General features: G+C 45.4%; 16 protein-coding genes. 9 read left to right on the forward strand and 7 right to left on the reverse strand.

Annotated elements, in window-relative coordinates:
• Window positions 1-43 precede the first annotated feature (43 nt).
• The 4 genes from argC to ASG33_RS03225 form a co-directional block, all read right to left on the reverse strand.
• Window positions 44-1,066 carry an N-acetyl-gamma-glutamyl-phosphate reductase gene (gene argC, locus ASG33_RS03210; protein ID WP_056280218.1) on the reverse strand — a complete coding sequence of 341 codons (1,023 nt, stop codon included), beginning with the start codon at window positions 1,064-1,066 and terminating at the stop codon, window positions 44-46.
• The gene (locus ASG33_RS03215; RefSeq protein WP_056280220.1) at window positions 1,063-1,434 is read right to left on the reverse strand and encodes a four helix bundle protein; all 372 of its coding nucleotides are present in this window, start codon (window positions 1,432-1,434) and stop codon (window positions 1,063-1,065) included. The genes argC and ASG33_RS03215 overlap by 4 nt, the downstream gene beginning before the upstream one ends.
• A gap of 79 nt (window positions 1,435-1,513) precedes the next feature.
• Complete coding sequence (argG, locus tag ASG33_RS03220) at window positions 1,514-2,713, reverse strand: argininosuccinate synthase (RefSeq protein WP_056280223.1); 1,200 nt, start codon at window positions 2,711-2,713, stop codon at window positions 1,514-1,516.
• A 135-nt stretch (window positions 2,714-2,848) separates the two neighbouring features.
• The gene (locus ASG33_RS03225; protein ID WP_056280227.1) at window positions 2,849-3,577 is read right to left on the reverse strand and encodes a GNAT family N-acetyltransferase; all 729 of its coding nucleotides are present in this window, start codon (window positions 3,575-3,577) and stop codon (window positions 2,849-2,851) included.
• Between the two features lie 324 nt (window positions 3,578-3,901).
• On the opposite strand from ASG33_RS03225, the gene aat reads away from it, so the two are divergent.
• The 5 genes from aat to ASG33_RS03250 all read left to right on the forward strand — a co-directional run bounded on the left by aat (window position 3,902) and on the right by ASG33_RS03250 (window position 8,840).
• Window positions 3,902-4,522 (forward strand): leucyl/phenylalanyl-tRNA--protein transferase, encoded by a 621-nt coding sequence (aat, locus tag ASG33_RS03230; protein WP_056280229.1) that lies wholly within the window; start codon window positions 3,902-3,904, stop codon window positions 4,520-4,522.
• Between the two features lie 93 nt (window positions 4,523-4,615).
• Complete coding sequence (proB, locus tag ASG33_RS03235) at window positions 4,616-5,647, forward strand: glutamate 5-kinase (RefSeq protein ID WP_056283194.1); 1,032 nt, start codon at window positions 4,616-4,618, stop codon at window positions 5,645-5,647.
• Window positions 5,647-6,897 (forward strand): glutamate-5-semialdehyde dehydrogenase, encoded by a 1,251-nt coding sequence (locus ASG33_RS03240; protein ID WP_056280234.1) that lies wholly within the window; start codon window positions 5,647-5,649, stop codon window positions 6,895-6,897. The genes proB and ASG33_RS03240 overlap by 1 nt, the downstream gene beginning before the upstream one ends.
• A complete protein-coding gene (locus tag ASG33_RS03245) occupies window positions 6,891-7,973 on the forward strand; it encodes a M20 family metallo-hydrolase (protein ID WP_056280236.1) in 1,083 nt (360 codons plus the stop codon). Before ASG33_RS03240 ends, ASG33_RS03245 begins: the two co-directional genes overlap by 7 nt.
• Window positions 7,974-8,012: 39 nt before the next feature.
• Window positions 8,013-8,840 (forward strand): enoyl-CoA hydratase/isomerase family protein, encoded by an 828-nt coding sequence (locus ASG33_RS03250; protein WP_056280239.1) that lies wholly within the window; start codon window positions 8,013-8,015, stop codon window positions 8,838-8,840.
• Window positions 8,841-8,876: 36 nt separating this feature from the next.
• Here the strand turns inward: ASG33_RS03250 and ASG33_RS03255 are convergent, their stop codons facing one another.
• The 3 genes from ASG33_RS03255 to ASG33_RS03265 all read right to left on the reverse strand — a co-directional run bounded on the left by ASG33_RS03255 (window position 8,877) and on the right by ASG33_RS03265 (window position 11,877).
• Window positions 8,877-10,439: an Rne/Rng family ribonuclease gene (locus ASG33_RS03255; protein WP_031528669.1), complete on the reverse strand. Its 1,563-nt coding sequence runs from the start codon at window positions 10,437-10,439 to the stop codon at window positions 8,877-8,879.
• Between the two features lie 265 nt (window positions 10,440-10,704).
• Entirely contained in the window at window positions 10,705-11,544 is an 840-nt protein-coding gene (locus ASG33_RS03260; RefSeq protein WP_056280242.1) for a tetratricopeptide repeat protein, read from the reverse strand.
• Between the two features lie 27 nt (window positions 11,545-11,571).
• A complete protein-coding gene (locus tag ASG33_RS03265; protein WP_026631310.1) occupies window positions 11,572-11,877 on the reverse strand; it encodes an HU family DNA-binding protein in 306 nt (101 codons plus the stop codon).
• A gap of 132 nt (window positions 11,878-12,009) precedes the next feature.
• On the opposite strand from ASG33_RS03265, the gene mutY reads away from it, so the two are divergent.
• The 4 genes from mutY to ASG33_RS03285 are packed head-to-tail and all read left to right on the forward strand — an operon-like array spanning window position 12,010 to window position 15,784.
• Window positions 12,010-13,116: an A/G-specific adenine glycosylase gene (gene mutY, locus ASG33_RS03270; protein WP_056280246.1), complete on the forward strand. Its 1,107-nt coding sequence runs from the start codon at window positions 12,010-12,012 to the stop codon at window positions 13,114-13,116.
• Window positions 13,117-13,135: 19 nt separating this feature from the next.
• Window positions 13,136-13,996, forward strand: a complete 861-nt coding sequence (locus ASG33_RS03275; protein ID WP_056280249.1) for a phytanoyl-CoA dioxygenase family protein — start codon at window positions 13,136-13,138, stop codon at window positions 13,994-13,996.
• A 42-nt stretch (window positions 13,997-14,038) separates the two neighbouring features.
• On the forward strand, window positions 14,039-15,244 hold the full coding sequence (locus ASG33_RS03280) for a Gfo/Idh/MocA family protein (RefSeq protein WP_056280251.1): 1,206 nt from the start codon (window positions 14,039-14,041) through the stop codon (window positions 15,242-15,244).
• Between the two features lie 60 nt (window positions 15,245-15,304).
• Window positions 15,305-15,784: a single-stranded DNA-binding protein gene (locus ASG33_RS03285; RefSeq protein ID WP_056280255.1), complete on the forward strand. Its 480-nt coding sequence runs from the start codon at window positions 15,305-15,307 to the stop codon at window positions 15,782-15,784.
• Window positions 15,785-15,820: the final 36 nt, after the last annotated feature.

A 15,820-nucleotide genomic window follows, 5' to 3' on the forward strand; every position in this document is an offset into this window, starting at 1 on the left:
TCTTATAAAAGCGTCTGATCCATTACAAAAATAAGAAAATGCGCTAAAATGCCGGCGCTTTCAATTTCAATCCCGCTTTTTCAGGTAAGCCGAAAGCAATGTTCATATTCTGGACTGCTTGTCCGGACGCACCTTTGGTCAGGTTATCAATGATGCTCGAAATCAGCAATTGTCCGTCGTGTACTTCCAGGTGGACAAGGCATTTGTTTGTATTAACAACCTGTTTCAAATCTATCGGTACATCGCTGACGTGCGTAAACGGATTTGATTCGTAATAGCTTTTGTAAATCGCATTTGCTTCTTCGAGACTCCCGTCAAAAGGCGTATATACATTTGCCATGATACCTCTTGTAAAATCACCGCGGTAAGGAACAAAGTTGACAGCTTCCGAAAAGCCCGCCTGCAACTTGCCGATACTCATTTTTATTTCGGTCAAATGCTGGTGCGTAAAAGCTTTGTAGATAGACATATTGTTGTTTCTCCACGTAAAATGCGTAGTCGCGCTCAAAGCCTGGCCTGCACCGGTGCTGCCGGTTATTGCGCTCACATGCACTGCATCTTTTATCAAGCCTGCACTGGCCAGTGGTAAAATAGCCAGTTCAATGCTGGTGGCAAAACAACCGGGGTTTGCAATTCTGTTTGCACCAATTATAGCGCCTCTCTGAAGTTCCGGCAGACCGTAGACAAACCCTTCCGACTCGTTTCGGAAATCGGTGCTCAGGTCGATCACTTTCAGTGTTTCTGGCAGAGCATGTGCATCCAGGAATTTCTTCGATTCACCGTGGCCCGAGCAAAGAAAAATGGCATTCAGCTCCGGCTGATTCAAAAGTTCCTGCGTGTCCTCACCTGAAAATACCAGGTCTGTATCTCCCAATAGATCCGTATGCGTGGCATGTACCGGTTTTCCTGCCTGGCTTTTACTATGCGCGAAGGCGATATTCACATTCGGGTGGTTGACTAAAATTCGAATCAGTTCCCCGCCTGTGTAGCCCGCCGCACCTATTATTCCGATATTGATGGAGTTTACAAGTTCGGAGTTTATGAGTTTATGAGTATCTGAATTCATGATATTGTGTTTCTAGCTGATCTGACCGTTTTGATCAAAGAGACTAGCATTGCTTTAATTTCTTTTAAATCACTGTTCTTTTCTTCGAAAGTTTGAGAAGTTATGTATTGCAAATCTTTGGATACAAGCATGTAATATTCTGTCTCGTGCAACGATCCAAGTGACATCTGAAAATAATTGGCAATGTCAGGTGTCTTATTCTTACCACAACCTTCAGCCAAATTCGCTGCCACAGAAATTCCTGATCTTCTAATTTGTGAGACGAGCCCGAAGGTTTCAGTTTTAGGAAACCCATCAGTGATCTTATAAATATCCAAGACCATTTTATGTGCCTTCTGCCAAACTTTAAGCTCCTGATAGTTCTGCATGTGTATCAATCACGAATTTCAAAAAACCAAACTCCTAGACTCTTGACTCATAAACTCTAAACTTAGGAACTCAAAACAGCTACTCAGTCGACTCACTAACCTTCTGATAAATCATCACCTGGTTCGAGGCTACTTTCGAGAAGCCGCGTACATCGTCGCCGGTCCATGCATTGTTCATTTCACCATAGCTGCCGAATTTCGATGACATTAAGTCGAATGGAGATTCAATACCTTCCACATGGAAGCGGTAAGGTGCCAGGTAAACGTGCACTTTGCCGGTTACGTGCGATTGTGTATCTGTCAGGAAAGTCTCGATATTCCGCATTACCGGCTCTACGAATTGTCCTTTATGTAGCAAGCTTCCGTACCAGTTAGATAACTGCTCTTTCCAGTATAGCTGCTGCTCGCTCAGCACGTGTTTTTCCAAAGTATGGTGCGCTTTGATAATAATCAATGGTGCGGCAGCTTCAAAGCCAACACGACCTTTGATACCAATAATCGTGTCACCCACGTGAATATCACGACCAATGCCAAAAGGCTGCGCAATTGCTGCAAGCTTCTGAATGGCCTCCACCGGATTTTCAAAACTTTCGCCGGCGACCCCCTTTAATTCTCCCTTTACAAATTCAAGCGTAATGCTCTCAGGTTCTGTTTTTGAAATTTGGGTTGGCCAGGCGGACTCCGGAAGGTATTTTTCGGAAGTAAGCGTTTCTTTTCCGCCTACCGAAGTTCCCCAAAGTCCTTTATTAATACTATAAGCAGCTTTTGCCCACTCGCGGCCCACTCCTTTATTAGTCAGATATTCAATTTCAGCTTCACGCGAAAGTTTCAGATCGCGGATCGGCGTGATGATTTCTGCGTCAGGAATAATAATCCTGAAAGCCATATCGAAACGAACCTGATCATTTCCTGCGCCTGTACTTCCGTGTGCAATCGCATTGGCACCGATTTCCTTGGCATATTCCGCTACTGCTACCGCCTGAAATACACGCTCTGCACTTACAGAAAGCGGATAGGTATTGTTTTTCAGAACGTTACCGTAAATGAGGTACTTAATGCAATCATTATAATACTCACTGGTTTTCGAAATGGTCGCGTGCTTTTTCACACCCAGGGAATAGGCATTTGCCTCAATGGTTTTGAGTTCTTCGTCCGAAAAACCACCGGTATCCACCAATACTGAATGGACCTCGTAGCCTTTGTCTTCGGCTAAATACTTTACACAAAAAGAGGTATCTAATCCTCCGCTGAATGCTAATACTACTTTCGGTTGTGACATTATATTGAACTTAATCTGACTGGATTCTTGAATAGAGGTACAAAGTAAACAAAAAAATACCTCGCATCGGGCTTGTTAAGGCTGCCGGGCGAGGTATTTAAAAGATATATAAAATCTGTAAATGAATGTGCTACTCTAATGTACGAGCACAGCCCCGGCGTTTTTCTTTTTAGCACGTTCTTCCCTTCGCAGCAAAATGCGCTGCTTAATGCGCATCCAGCGCTCGTAGAGACTCGACTCTTTCAGAAAATCCCAGGAATGCTTTTCTTCAACCACTACACCGTTGTTCACGGGAGCAGCAGGCTCTTTTTCAACCGGATCGTACATCATTCCGGTGCAGAGGCAGTGTTTTCTGCCGGTACGCGTAAGTACATCGTAGTTCACGCAGCTCGCACATCCTTTCCAGAATGCATCATCGGCAGGCAGCTCGCTGAATGTAACCGGTTCGTAACCCAGGTCCGAGTTGATTTTCATTACAGGCAAACTGGTCGTTATACCAATAATTTTCGCGTCGGGATACTTCTTACGGGACAGCTCGAAAGCTTTCATCTTGATCGCTTTTGCCATACCGCTGTTGCGGAAATCAGGGTGGACGATCAATCCCGAGTTAGCTACAAACTTTCCGTGCTCCCAGGTTTCTATATAACAAAATCCAACCCATTCGCCCGTATCAGTAGTAGCGATAATCGCTTTACCTTCCACCATCTTTTCCATGATGTACACCGGAGAACGTTTGGCTATACCGGTACCACGCTTTTTAGCGCTTTCCTCCATTTCAGCACAAATTACTTCGGCGAAACTGAGGTGATTTTCATTGGCAGTCTGAACGATGAACTTACTGCCCACTACTTCGGTATTTTTCATTGATGGCGATTCTGACAAAAATTCGAAAACAATAATTACTACACCCAGATTAAAACGATGGGACGTTTAGAACTTGTAAGAAAAATGGGGGTAAAAGATTTTACCACGTAGGTAAAAGATAATTATGCGGTCCGCGGGGACCTGAATCGGAAAGGCGTAGTATGAAGGACAGTATATGTGCCGTTGTTATTCATTGACTTTCAAGCGAGTCTAAGAAGGTGCAAATTTTGAAAAAAAAATTATCACACCAAAGAAACAGAAGATATATTTTTATGGTTCGGTTTCAATGAAAGTTTTCAATTACAGTAGCCCAAGTACCTCTTCATGTCAGCTCTAAACCCGGACGATATTCTAAACGGTTACATCAACGGAATATTTCCAATGGCCGAAGCTGATGGGACAATTTATTGGTATTCGCCCAACCCCAGGGCCATTATCCCGATCGACACCTACAAACCTTCCCGGTCTCTCCGACCTGTATTGAACAGGAATTATTTTGAGATCAGGGTAAATACAGACTTCGAAGGAGTAATGCGGGGATGCTCTGCACCCAGGGTAAAGGAACCGGGTACCTGGATCTCAGAGGATATCATCGCCAGCTATACCGAACTGCACCGTTTCGGCTACGCGCATAGTGTGGAAGCTTATCGTGAAAACAGGCTTGTAGGGGGACTTTATGGCGTCTCGATCAATGGTGTATTTTTCGGAGAATCGATGTTTACGGTAGAGAGCAATGCATCCAAAGTGGCATTTCACTACCTGATCCAGATTTTGAAACACAACAAATTCGTGTTGCTTGACACGCAGTTCATCAACGATAATGTGCTTCGTTACGGGGCGATTGAGATCCCGCGAGAGGAATACCTCGATCTGCTGCATAAAGCGTTGAAAGTGAAAGTCCGGTTCAATGGTGTCCCGTTCACGCCGGGAGTGCAGCTAAACTAAATGCGCCATTTCCTCAGAAATAATTTAATTTTGGTCAAAATCCTTTACCTGGCATCACTCACATTGGATTGATGCTGTTTTTTGAATCCAGAAGTGTCGAAACCAATACTTGTTATCAAATTTGGAACCGCGTCGATCACGCTTGCGTCAGGAGAGCCGGATACAGGCAAAATTTCTGAAATAGCACGGCAGGTTTCCGAGATCCATTCAGCGTACCGCATTATCATTGTTTCTTCGGGAGCAGTAGGAGCGGGGAAAGCCTATATTCAGAACTACAAAGGCACGATGACGCAGCGCAAAGCGGCCGCCTCTGTCGGTAATCCTCTGCTTGTCGGTTTGTATGCAAGCTATTTCGCCCCTAATCAGATATTTATAGCCCAAAGCCTGTGTGAGCGTCAGCATTTTGCAAACCGCGACAAGTTTTTGCAGCTGAAAGAAACGTTTGAGGAGCTCTGGGAAAACAATATCATCCCCATTGTTAATGAAAATGACGTGGTAAGTGACCGCGAACTCAAATTTTCTGACAATGACGAGCTGGCCACTTTGCTGGCAGTCGGTTTCGGAGCTCAGTCACTCATGTTTTGTACGTCTGTTGGCGGTTTGCTCGATGAGGAGGGGAAGATTATTCGTGATGTAGCCAATGTAAATGAGGTTTTCAAGTTTGTAAAAACAGATAAATCATTCCTTGGTCTGGGCGGAATGGCCTCCAAGCTGACCTTTGCCAAACTCGCTGCCCGCATGGCGATCACGGTAGTTATATTTGGAATGAACAAAAAAGACGAGTTGCTGGAAGCATTAAAGGGAATGGCAGGTACCCTGATCACGCCGGGCAAAAGTACCCTTTCGGCCAGAAACCGCTGGCTAGGCAGCGGCGGGCTTGTTTCGGGCAGGTTGCAGATCGATGAAGGAGCTTCAAAAGCACTATTAAAAAGAAAAAGTCTGCTTGTGGTGGGCGTAGTGGAGGTTAGTGGAGATTTTGAATCCGGCGAGATCATTGAGATTTACTCACCTTCGGGAGAAATGATCGCGGTGGCACGTGCGAGAGAAACATCCGCCGCCATCAGGGATAATTTAAAAACAATGAATTTTGAAGTGGCTCACGCCAATGATATCGTACTGCTTTAATGGAATCGATTTTACCCCTATTACAGGAAACACAAAAAGCATCAGCGCAGGTGCGTAACCTGGATGCAGCGCGCAAGTCAGAAATGCTGCTTGATCTTGCAGCAAGAGTTGTTGAAAATGCGCCGCAGATTATTGCTGAAAACCAGAAGGATCTTGCAGTTATGGACGATGCTGACCCGAAAAAGGACAGATTGCTCCTGACCGAAAAGCGCATTCAGGATCTGGCACAAAGTATGCGTGATGTAGCAGTGTTGCCTGATCCGGCCGGAGCTGTTTTGCTGGAACGTACCATTGAGCAGGGGTTATTATTACAGAAAATTGCAGTTCCGCTGGGTGTGGTCGGGGTAATTTACGAGTCACGCCCCAATGTTACGCTGGATGTAGCGGCGCTTTGTCTGCGTTCCGGAAATGCCTGTGTTTTAAAAGGTGGTAAAGAGGCGCATTATTCGAATTTGTTCCTGGTAGGATTGATCCACGAAAGCTTGGCTGAATTCGGCATTGATCCTGCGGCTGTATTGTTGCTGCCGACTGACCGGAAGTTTGTCAGCGAGCTGCTTACTGCAACACGTTTTGTAGATATCATTATCCCGCGCGGCTCAGAAAGCCTGATCAAGTTTGTGAGAGAAAATTCTTTGGTACCTACGATTGAGACTGGTGCCGGAGTTTGTCATACTTATGTTGAAAAAACAGGTGATCTGGATAAAGCTGCCAGCATTGTAGTCAATGCGAAGGTTTCACGCCCATCGGTTTGCAACTCGCTGGATACTATTCTGGTAGATCAGGAAGTAGCTCAGGCCTTCCTGCCGAAACTCAGGGAAGAGTTTATCAAATGGAATGTAGAGGTATTTGCAGACGAAACTTCGTTTTCAATTTTTGATGAAATCAATTATCCTTATTTGCAAAAGGCGAAAGAAGATGATTTTGGACGCGAGTTTCTGGATTATAAATGTTCTGTAAAGGTGGTAAATGGACTGGATGCCGCATTGGATCATATTCGTGCACATTCGTCGCGCCACTCAGAAGCGATCATCTCGAAAGATGAAAACGCTATAAACAGGTTTTTAAGAGAAGTAGACGCAGCGGCTGTATATGCGAATGCGTCCACGCGTTTCACTGATGGGGGCGTGTTTGCGCTAGGCGCGGAGATTGGTATATCCACTCAGAAGTTGCACGCGCGGGGGCCCTTTGCATTGGAGAAGCTGGTAACAGAAAAATGGATTGTTAAAGGGGATGGACAGGTAAGATGGTAAAAACGGCGGAACGAATACAGGTATTGACCAGCGAGGCAATCGCGCTTCTGAAAAGCTTGATTGAAACACCTTCTTTCAGCAGGGAGGAAGCGGGTACCGCACTTTTGCTGGAAGAGTTTTTTCATAAAAAGGGAATTCCATTTGAAAGGCTGAAAAATAATATCTGGGCAAAAAACCTTCATTTTGACCAGAATAAACCTACTATCCTCTTAAACTCACATCACGATACAGTTAAGCCAAACAAATCGTGGACACTTGATCCTTTCCAGGCAATAGAGGAAGACGATAAGCTTTTCGGGTTGGGGAGTAATGATGCCGGTGGTTGTCTGGTCTCCCTGATTGCGTCGTTTTGCTATTTTTATAATCGTGAGAACCTTGCTTATAACATCATAATCGCTGCTACTGCCGAGGAGGAAATTTCAGGGAAGGAAGGATTGGAGATTGTAGTGCCGCTGCTGCCGGAAATTTCGTTTGCAATTGTGGGTGAACCTACTGAAATGCATCTGGCTGTTGCAGAGAAAGGATTGCTGGTTCTCGATTGCACTGCAAAAGGTAAGTCAGGTCACGCAGCGCGGGAGGAGGGTGATAATGCGATTTATAAAGCATTGAAGGATATAGAGTGGATTACCAGATACCAATTCCCAAAGGTTTCTCCAACACTCGGTCCGATTAAAATGTCAGTGACAATTATAAATGCAGGCACGCAGCATAATGTGGTACCTGATACCTGTGTATTTACAGTGGATGTGCGGGTAACAGATCAGTACACTTTGGAGGAAATAATTGATGAAATCCAGCAAAACATCCAGTCTGAGGTAGTGCCGCGTTCTATCCGGTTGCGTCCATCCAGTATTCCTATTGATCATCCGATTGTATTTGAAGGCTTGAAGCTAGGGCGGGAAACCTATGGTTCGCCTACTACTTCCGACCAGGCTCTGTTGGACTGTCCGTCGCTTAAAATGGGCCCCGGTCACTCTGCCAGGTCGCACAGCGCCGACGAGTTCATTTACATTCATGAGATCGGAGAGGGTATCACGCAGTATATAAAAATGCTTGAAGGCGTTCTGATCCAATAAATCGCTATAATTGCCGGGGTTAACCTAATACGTCCGGCAATGCAATTCTACTCCGAAGAAGATACACGGTCTTTCCAGAATGTCCGGTTTATGTACATCACAGCTACATTGACCGGACATATTTTTACCATTACGCTAAACAGGCCTGAGAAGAGAAACGCTTTCACGCCGACAATGGCGGAGGAGATCATTTATGCGCTTGCTTATGCGCATTATGAGCCGGAAGTAAGATGCGTGGTTGTTCAGGCAGTAGGAAAGGTTTTTTGCGCCGGCGCAGATCTGAATGCATTTCACGACCCCTCAGCCGATCTGAAAAATGACACATTACCTAAGATCCGCGGCGAGGCGCGCCTGGGCGATGCATTTGAAGAGCTGCTCAAACCTGCTATCGCCAAGGTAGAAGGCGCTGTGTTGGCAGGCGGGTTTCTGATTGTCTGTGGCTGTGCTTTCGTAATCAGTACGCCAAATGCAAATTTCAGTTTACCGGAAGTAAAGCGGGGCATCTGGCCCATGCAGGTTATGGCATCTTTAACAAAGGTTATCCCGGAACGAAAAGCATTGGAACTCGCGATAACTGCCCGGAACTACACAGCAGTAGAAATGCGCGACTTTGGCTTGATAACTGACATTAAGGAAGCAACAGATATTGATTTTGCAGTGAATGCGCTGGCTGACCTGATCTCAGCGAATGCGCCACTGGCAATCAGGGCAGGAATATCAGCAGTTCAGCAGATGAAGTATATACCCGAAAATGAACGGCATACATTCCTCAAAGCACAATTGGATATTCTGCTGCAAAGTGAAGATGCAAAAGAGGGCGTATTAGCCTTCAAAGAAAAAAGGGAACCAATTTGGAAAGGGAAATAGTTGACTGCCGAAAGCCGAAAGCCGAAAGCCGAAAGCCTAGTTTACCGGCACAATCTCAATTTCTTCTCCATAACGGTTGTGGAACTTGAAATCTACCACTCCCAACGAGCTGTCCTTGGTCAGTTTAACCCAGGTTTTATAATGGAAGAACCATTTCATCTGCTCTGACATCAAACCTTTTGTGAAATAAGAATGCAGGAATGGATGCAGTGAGATCGTTATGCCCCGCTCATTCTGTTTTGTAAGAATGTAATCCAGGTTATTGGCAATCACATCTGAAACGAGGATACTTGCCTGAATTGTACCTGTACCGCCGCAAGTAGGACAGGTTTCACGGGTAACAATGTTCATCTCCGGCCTCACACGCTGACGTGTAATTTGGAGCAGGCCGAATTTGGAAAGAGGGAGAACCGTGTATTTTGACCGGTCGCCTTTCATCTCGTCGCGCATTGTATCAAAAAGAACGCGTTTATTTTCCGCTTTCTTCATGTCAATGAAATCGACTACGATAATTCCGCCCATATCGCGCAGGCGCAGCTGACGGGCAATTTCTTTGGCAGCTTCGAGGTTTACGCTCAGTGCAGTAGCTTCCTGATCTTCCTCGGAGTTGGACTTATTACCGCTGTTTACATCAATAACGTGCAAAGCTTCGGTATGCTCGATAATCAGGTAACCCCCATTTGGCAGGCTTACTGATCGCCCAAAGAGTGACTTAATCTGTTTTTCGAGGCCGAACTGTTCAAACAGCTTGTTTTTGCCATTATGCAGCCTCAGGATATTCTCCTTATCGGGCGCGATATTGTGGATATACGCTTTAATATCCTCATAAACATCTTTCGAGTCAACTGTGATACTGTCGAAAGATTCGTTGAGCATATCCCGGATAATGGAAGATGCACGGTTCATTTCACCTATAATGCGGTCGCGTGGTTTGGCGTCGCGCAGGTTCTTGATCCCGTTTTCCCATTTATCAAGACAATCCTGCAAGTCCCTGTTCAGTTCATCTACATCTTTGCCAGTCGCCACAGTACGGATAATAACACCGAAATTCTGAGGTTTAATAGAAGACATCAGTCTTTGTAAACGGTTCCTTTCCTGCTTATCGGTAATCTTCTTGGAAAGGTTAACCGAGTTGGAGAAAGGCACTAATACGATGTAGCGTCCTGCAATGGAAATGTCGCACGAAAGTCGCGGGCCTTTTGTAGAAATAGGCTCTTTGACAATCTGAACGAGAATGGGCTGATTTTTGGAAAGTACCTTATCAATTTTACCAAGTTTCTCAATTTCGGGCTCCATTTTGAAATTATTGAGCTTACCGGAATTGGCCTTCTTGGAAATAACGTCTTTGGTGAGTTTGTTAAGGGAGTTGATATTAGGACCCAGATCGAGGTAATGCAGGAATGCATCTTTTTCAAAGCCCACATCAACAAAAGCGGCATTAAGCCCTGCTACCAGCTTTCTAACAGTACCGAGGTAGATATCCCCTACGGTAAAGCTTTGATCCGGCGTTTCGACGTGATATTCTAAAAGACGTTTATCCTGCAAAAGGGCTATACGTTCTCCCTTTTGAGTAGAATTGATTAGTAATTCGTTACTCAATGTTCAACCAACTGAATGGCTATATAATGTTGATACTTAACCGCCCGCTTTTCCGGAATGAAAAGGGGTATTGCAAATGTAGTGAAGAAGGATGACCGGATCTTTATGAAAAATCCGGTCATATTAATTATTTCTTCTTATGTCTGTTCTTTCTAAGTCTTTTCTTTCTCTTGTGAGTTGAGATCTTATGTCTTTTTCTTTTCTTTCCGCAAGGCATAATTTATGTCGTTTATAATAAAAAATTAATTCTCTTATTCGTTGTGGATCAATTATTAAGGCGGCCTTCCAGCTCGCCGACAGCTTGCTGAATCACCGGATCTTTTTCTTCTTTCTTAACTTCTGCAAGTACTTTTCGCGCCTGCTCCTCATCGCCGAGCTCAACCAGCGTCAAGCCAAGGTAAAACTTCGCCTTGGTATTGGCCGGATTGTTGGTCAGAATTTGTCTGAACCTGTCAGCAGCTTTGGCGTATTGGTTCGACCTCATGGATAGTATACCCAGATTGAAGAGCGCAAGTTCATTTGTTGGATCTGTATCTAATACTTCACGCAACATCAGAATACCCTGCATAGGATTATCTGTGTTCACGTAAGTCATGGCCATGTTGGATTTTGCAGCCAGCAAGCCAGGATTCTGATCCAAAGCTTTTTGATAAAATTCCCGGGTTTTAGCGCCCAAATTCTTCGCCTTCTGATCATCAACTGCAAAGCCGTAAGCTTCATAATAACGATCTCCGGTACGAAGTAAATTTTCGGCAGTAGGAGCTAAAACAGCAACTTGTTCTGCATAGAATGCAGCACTGTCAAATTTTTGTAGTTCGGCAAACTTGTCAGACAATTGCAGCCCAGAGGAGATTTTTTCTTTTGCATTTGCCTGAGTGAAGCCGCTTCGGAGCCGATCAATCGCTTTTTGCTGATCGGGAGTCAAAGCGGCTCCATCATGCTTTGGAGAATTTTCAGGCGCTTTCTCGGTGGATGCCGAAGCAGTCTGGGTTCTCTCCTTGTCCACTTCTTTGCCTTTTGTATTCACAACCACCTTAGGAAGGCTGAAAAGCGTTCCGACAAGAGCAACTGCAAGCACACAAGAAAGGAAAATGGATTTTTTCATAACATTATAACCTGGGAGGCAGGTAAATTACTTTTCAGCGACTGCTTTTAGTTTGTCACTTTCCTTAACCTGTTCAACGAAAACCTTGGCAGGTTTGAAGCTAGGTACGAAATGCTCGTCAATAATCATTGAAGTTCCCTTCGAAATATTACGGGCAACCTTACGCGCACGTTTTTTATTAATAAAACTACCAAACCCTCTAACATAAAGGTTCTCGCCCTCAGAAAGGGAATCCTTTACCACGGTGAAGAACGATTCCAGCGTTTGCTGAACGTCGCCTTTGTCAACACCTGTTTTTTCAGAAATCTGTGCGATTACGTCTGCCTTAGTCACTTTGATTGTTTACTTTAAGTGGATATTATTTCATTTATTTACTTACTCCTCTGAATTTTGGGAACACAAAGGTACGGTAATTTTACCAGAATTTAAAAGAACGGCATTTTCATTTTTTTTCTAATTGATTAAATGACAGTCTCTAATGACAAAAATATATTGAACCCTGATCCTGACCTGATAACGAGCTTTAACAAAAAATTAAAATCGTGGTATATAAAAAATCATAGACAGCTGCCCTGGCGGGAAACCAAAGACCCATATAAAATTTGGTTATCAGAAATCATCCTGCAACAGACCAGGGTAGCCCAGGGAATGCCTTACTACGAGAAATTCCTGCTCCATTTTCCAACTGTTTTCGACTTAGCCGCTGCCGATGAGCGCGATGTACTGCGTTTGTGGCAGGGGCTGGGCTACTACTCCCGCGCCCGCAATATGCATTTCACTGCCAGGCAGGTTGTGGAGGAATATGGCGGCCAATTTCCCGCGACTGCTGCACAGCTTTCAAAGCTCAAAGGACTGGGCGCTTATACTGCAGCTGCGATTGCTTCTTTTTCGTTCGACGAGCAGGTGGCGGCGATCGATGGCAACGTTTACCGGGTAATGTCACGGATTTTTGGGATCCAGTCTGATATGTTAAGTAATGAGGGCAAAAAAGCATTTGCGTTACTAGCAGAAAAGCTGGTTCCTGCCGATGATCCTGCTACTTACAACCAGGCTATGATCGAATTCGGTGCATTACAATGTGTTCCGGTCTCACCAGCATGTCATATTTGTCCATTCACGGATATATGCTTTGCATTTGCCAGCAACATGCAGAACCAGCTTCCGGTTAAGGTTAAAAAGTTAAAGGTAAAACACAGGTACCTCAACTATCTGGTAATCCAATCGGGCGAAACGCTGGCAATGAAGGAGCGTGGAAGTAAGGATATCTGGCAAGGCTTGTACGATTTTCATCTCGCCGAAACCAAAGAACCTGTAACTGATCCCGAAGAGTTGCTGGGAGGAGTTTTTCCCCTCAATTTACTTCGGGAAGGTCAGCTGAAACTCGTCCCCAAAGCATATACGCACATTCTTACACACCAACGTTTGCAGGTGCGCTTCTGGTGGCTGCAAATTTCCGCAGACAAAGCAATAGAATTGCCCGCAGGCTTGACTTTTTACACAAAGGATCAGATAGAAACGCTTCCAAAACCGATTCTGATTGATACTTTCTTAAAAGAGGAAAAGTACCTGTAAATGCTTAAAACTGATAGCTATGGCAAGATTTAGTTTAAATTCCAGTCAGGTTGAAGAGTATAACCGTGATGGTTATATCGTGGTTAAAGGTCTTTTTTCGCAAGAAGAGATCGACAAGCTTTACCGGACTGCGGTCGAAAATTCGGTGATGCAGAATAATGCGATGGACCTGAATGATCAGTCCGGTAAAAAGACCAGGCTGTCACTATGGTTTACCCCGGGCGACGATGTGTTCGGGTACCTGATCCGAAGCGAAAGAATGGTCAACTCGGTATGGCAGCTGCTTGGCCAGGAGAGCCAGGTTTGTCATTTTCATACGAAGCTGATGCAAAAAGAGCCTAAGGTAGGCGGTGCCTGGGAGTGGCATCAGGATTATGGTTATTGGTATAAAAATCAATTTATTTTCCCTGATCAGTTAATGAGCGTAATGGTGGCGCTCACGCCTGCTAATAAGGAAAACGGCTGCTTGCAGGTAATCAAAGGCTCGCACAAAATGGGGCGGGTCAATCATGGTTTTGCCGGTGAGCAGGTAGGCGCAGATTCGGAGATGGTTAACCACGCTCTCAAAACAATGGACCTGGTTTATTGCGACTTGCAACCAGGCGACGCGCTGTTTTTTCATAGTAACCTGCTGCATCGTTCCGAAGCAAACCTCTCGGACCAGCCGAGATGGTCATTGATTTCCTGTTACAATTCCCAATCGAACCTTGCTTACGCAGAACTGTCAAACTCCTGGAAAGTGCCCGTCTCAACTGTGCCTGACCACGCCTTACTTGAATGGGAAGCGAAGTCATTTGGCGATGCCGACTTCTTGAAGAAGGAAGATGATCCTGCATTGAAAACGACGGGCTGGGAAGCGGAGGTGAAGACGGTCGGGTAGGGCATTGACACCATCAAATATCTATTTCTAAACAAAATCTGTATGCAAAAAATAGCAATGCTTGGCTCCGGCTTTATCGGGCGGTTTTATGCGGAATCTATTCACGGACAGCGCAGCCGCGACAGGGTGGTCGCCATTTATGCGCGCCGGGAGGAAAGCGCAAAGAAGTTTGCGACGGATTATGGTTGCGATTTCTGGTCATCCGATATGGAAGAGGTAATCGCTCACCCCGATGTGAACATGGTTTGCATTGCTTTACCTAATAACATCCACGAAGAGGCAGTGATGCTATGCGCCAAGCACAAAAAGGCAGTCGTTTCTACAAAGCCCTTGGGGAGAAATGGGGAAGAGGCATTGAGAATGATGAAAGCAGTGGAGGAAGCAGGAATTTTTGCAGGATACCTGGAAGATCTTTGTTATACCCCTAAGTTTCTTAAGTCGCTTGAAAGTGTGAAAAACGGTTCACTGGGCCGGATTATCTGGGCGAAGTCAAGAGAGGCGCACCCCGGTCCGCATAGTGAATGGTTCTGGGATATAGAACAGGCGGGCGGCGGCTGCATTCTCGATCTCGGCTGCCATTGCATTGAGATATCACGGAATTTTATCGGTAAAGATATCCGTCCGGTGGAAGTAATGTGCTGGGCAGATACGCAGGTAAAACCCATTGACGCGGAAGATCACGCGATTGCATTGGTGAAATATGAAAACGGCGCTATCGGGCAGTTTGAGGTAAGCTGGACTTTCCGCGGCGGAATGGACCTGCGTGACGAAGTAATGGGAACAGAAGGCACAATCTGGATTAATAACTTCCTTCGTACCGGATTTGAAATGTTCACAACCGGCCAGAATCCGGAGGGGTCAGGGGAGGACTATGTAGCCGAAAAAGCCGAAAGCAATACCGGCTGGCTGTTCCCTGTCGGTGACGAAGTGAATGATCTGGGGTACAATCACATGTTTACAGATATGTTCAACTCAGCCGAAAAAGGGCAGGAGCCGGCGGAGACTTTTTATGACGGATATATTGTCAATGCAGTAATTGATGCTGCGTACAAATCTGCCAAAACCAAGCTTTGGGAGAAAGTGGAATTGCCTGTTTGGCGTGGCAGAGAGGGTGTAACCAAACCTTCCAACTATGTTTCCTACAATGAAGATTATTACCTCATCAAGCAGGAAATGACCCACGACGGCAGAAATAAGCTCATTTTGAAACATAAGGTAAGCGGTAAGATAACCGAGCAGGACATTTAGCCGTGCATTAATCGAATATCTTATATCTTTAAATTTTCATTCAATCCACATCTGAGAATCATGGCAGGAAGTGTTAATAAAGTGATTTTAATAGGTAACCTCGGCAGTGATCCTGAGGTAAGATACCTGGAAAGCGGCTCCGCGGTAGCGAAATTCAACATCGCGACTACTGAAAGCTATACCAACAAAAACGGCGAAAGGGTAGACAATACCGAGTGGCACCGCATTGAACTATGGGAAGGCCTCGCGAAAGTAGCCGAGAAGTACCTGAAAAAAGGCAATCAGGTTTACATTGAAGGCCGCATCAGGACAGACAGCTGGACAGACAAGGAAGGGCAGCAGCGTACTGGCGTGACGATCCGCGCGAGTAGTATGACATTGCTTGGCGGCCCTTCGGGATCAGGCGGAGGCGGCGAAAGTGGTAGCGGGTATCAGCAGCAATCTTCGCAGCCAAGAAGCAACCAGGCACCCCGCTCATCAGACCCGATCCCACCGTCACTGGCTGCGGGCAATGATGACGACGACGATTTACCGTTTTAATGTTCCGAGGATTGAATCGGGGGGATTCAGGGGAAT

This window comes from Dyadobacter sp. Leaf189 (assembly GCF_001424405.1).
GTDB lineage: Bacteria > Bacteroidota > Bacteroidia > Cytophagales > Spirosomataceae > Dyadobacter.

What these genes read in the sequence shown, in the direction of transcription:
- argC (WP_056280218.1), bottom strand. Translation starts at nt 1,066, where the DNA reads ATGAATTCAGATACTCATAAACTCATAAACTCCGAACTTGTAAACTCC.
- ASG33_RS03215 (WP_056280220.1), bottom strand. Translation starts at nt 1,434, where the DNA reads ATGCAGAACTATCAGGAGCTTAAAGTTTGGCAGAAGGCACATAAAATG.
- argG (WP_056280223.1), bottom strand. Translation starts at nt 2,713, where the DNA reads ATGTCACAACCGAAAGTAGTATTAGCATTCAGCGGAGGATTAGATACC.
- ASG33_RS03225 (WP_056280227.1), bottom strand. Translation starts at nt 3,577, where the DNA reads ATGAAAAATACCGAAGTAGTGGGCAGTAAGTTCATCGTTCAGACTGCC.
- aat (WP_056280229.1), top strand. Translation starts at nt 3,902, where the DNA reads ATGTCAGCTCTAAACCCGGACGATATTCTAAACGGTTACATCAACGGA.
- ASG33_RS03240 (WP_056280234.1), top strand. Translation starts at nt 5,647, where the DNA reads ATGGAATCGATTTTACCCCTATTACAGGAAACACAAAAAGCATCAGCG.
- ASG33_RS03245 (WP_056280236.1), top strand. Translation starts at nt 6,891, where the DNA reads ATGGTAAAAACGGCGGAACGAATACAGGTATTGACCAGCGAGGCAATC.
- ASG33_RS03250 (WP_056280239.1), top strand. Translation starts at nt 8,013, where the DNA reads ATGCAATTCTACTCCGAAGAAGATACACGGTCTTTCCAGAATGTCCGG.
- ASG33_RS03260 (WP_056280242.1), bottom strand. Translation starts at nt 11,544, where the DNA reads ATGAAAAAATCCATTTTCCTTTCTTGTGTGCTTGCAGTTGCTCTTGTC.
- mutY (WP_056280246.1), top strand. Translation starts at nt 12,010, where the DNA reads ATGACAGTCTCTAATGACAAAAATATATTGAACCCTGATCCTGACCTG.
- ASG33_RS03275 (WP_056280249.1), top strand. Translation starts at nt 13,136, where the DNA reads ATGGCAAGATTTAGTTTAAATTCCAGTCAGGTTGAAGAGTATAACCGT.
- ASG33_RS03280 (WP_056280251.1), top strand. Translation starts at nt 14,039, where the DNA reads ATGCAAAAAATAGCAATGCTTGGCTCCGGCTTTATCGGGCGGTTTTAT.
- ASG33_RS03285 (WP_056280255.1), top strand. Translation starts at nt 15,305, where the DNA reads ATGGCAGGAAGTGTTAATAAAGTGATTTTAATAGGTAACCTCGGCAGT.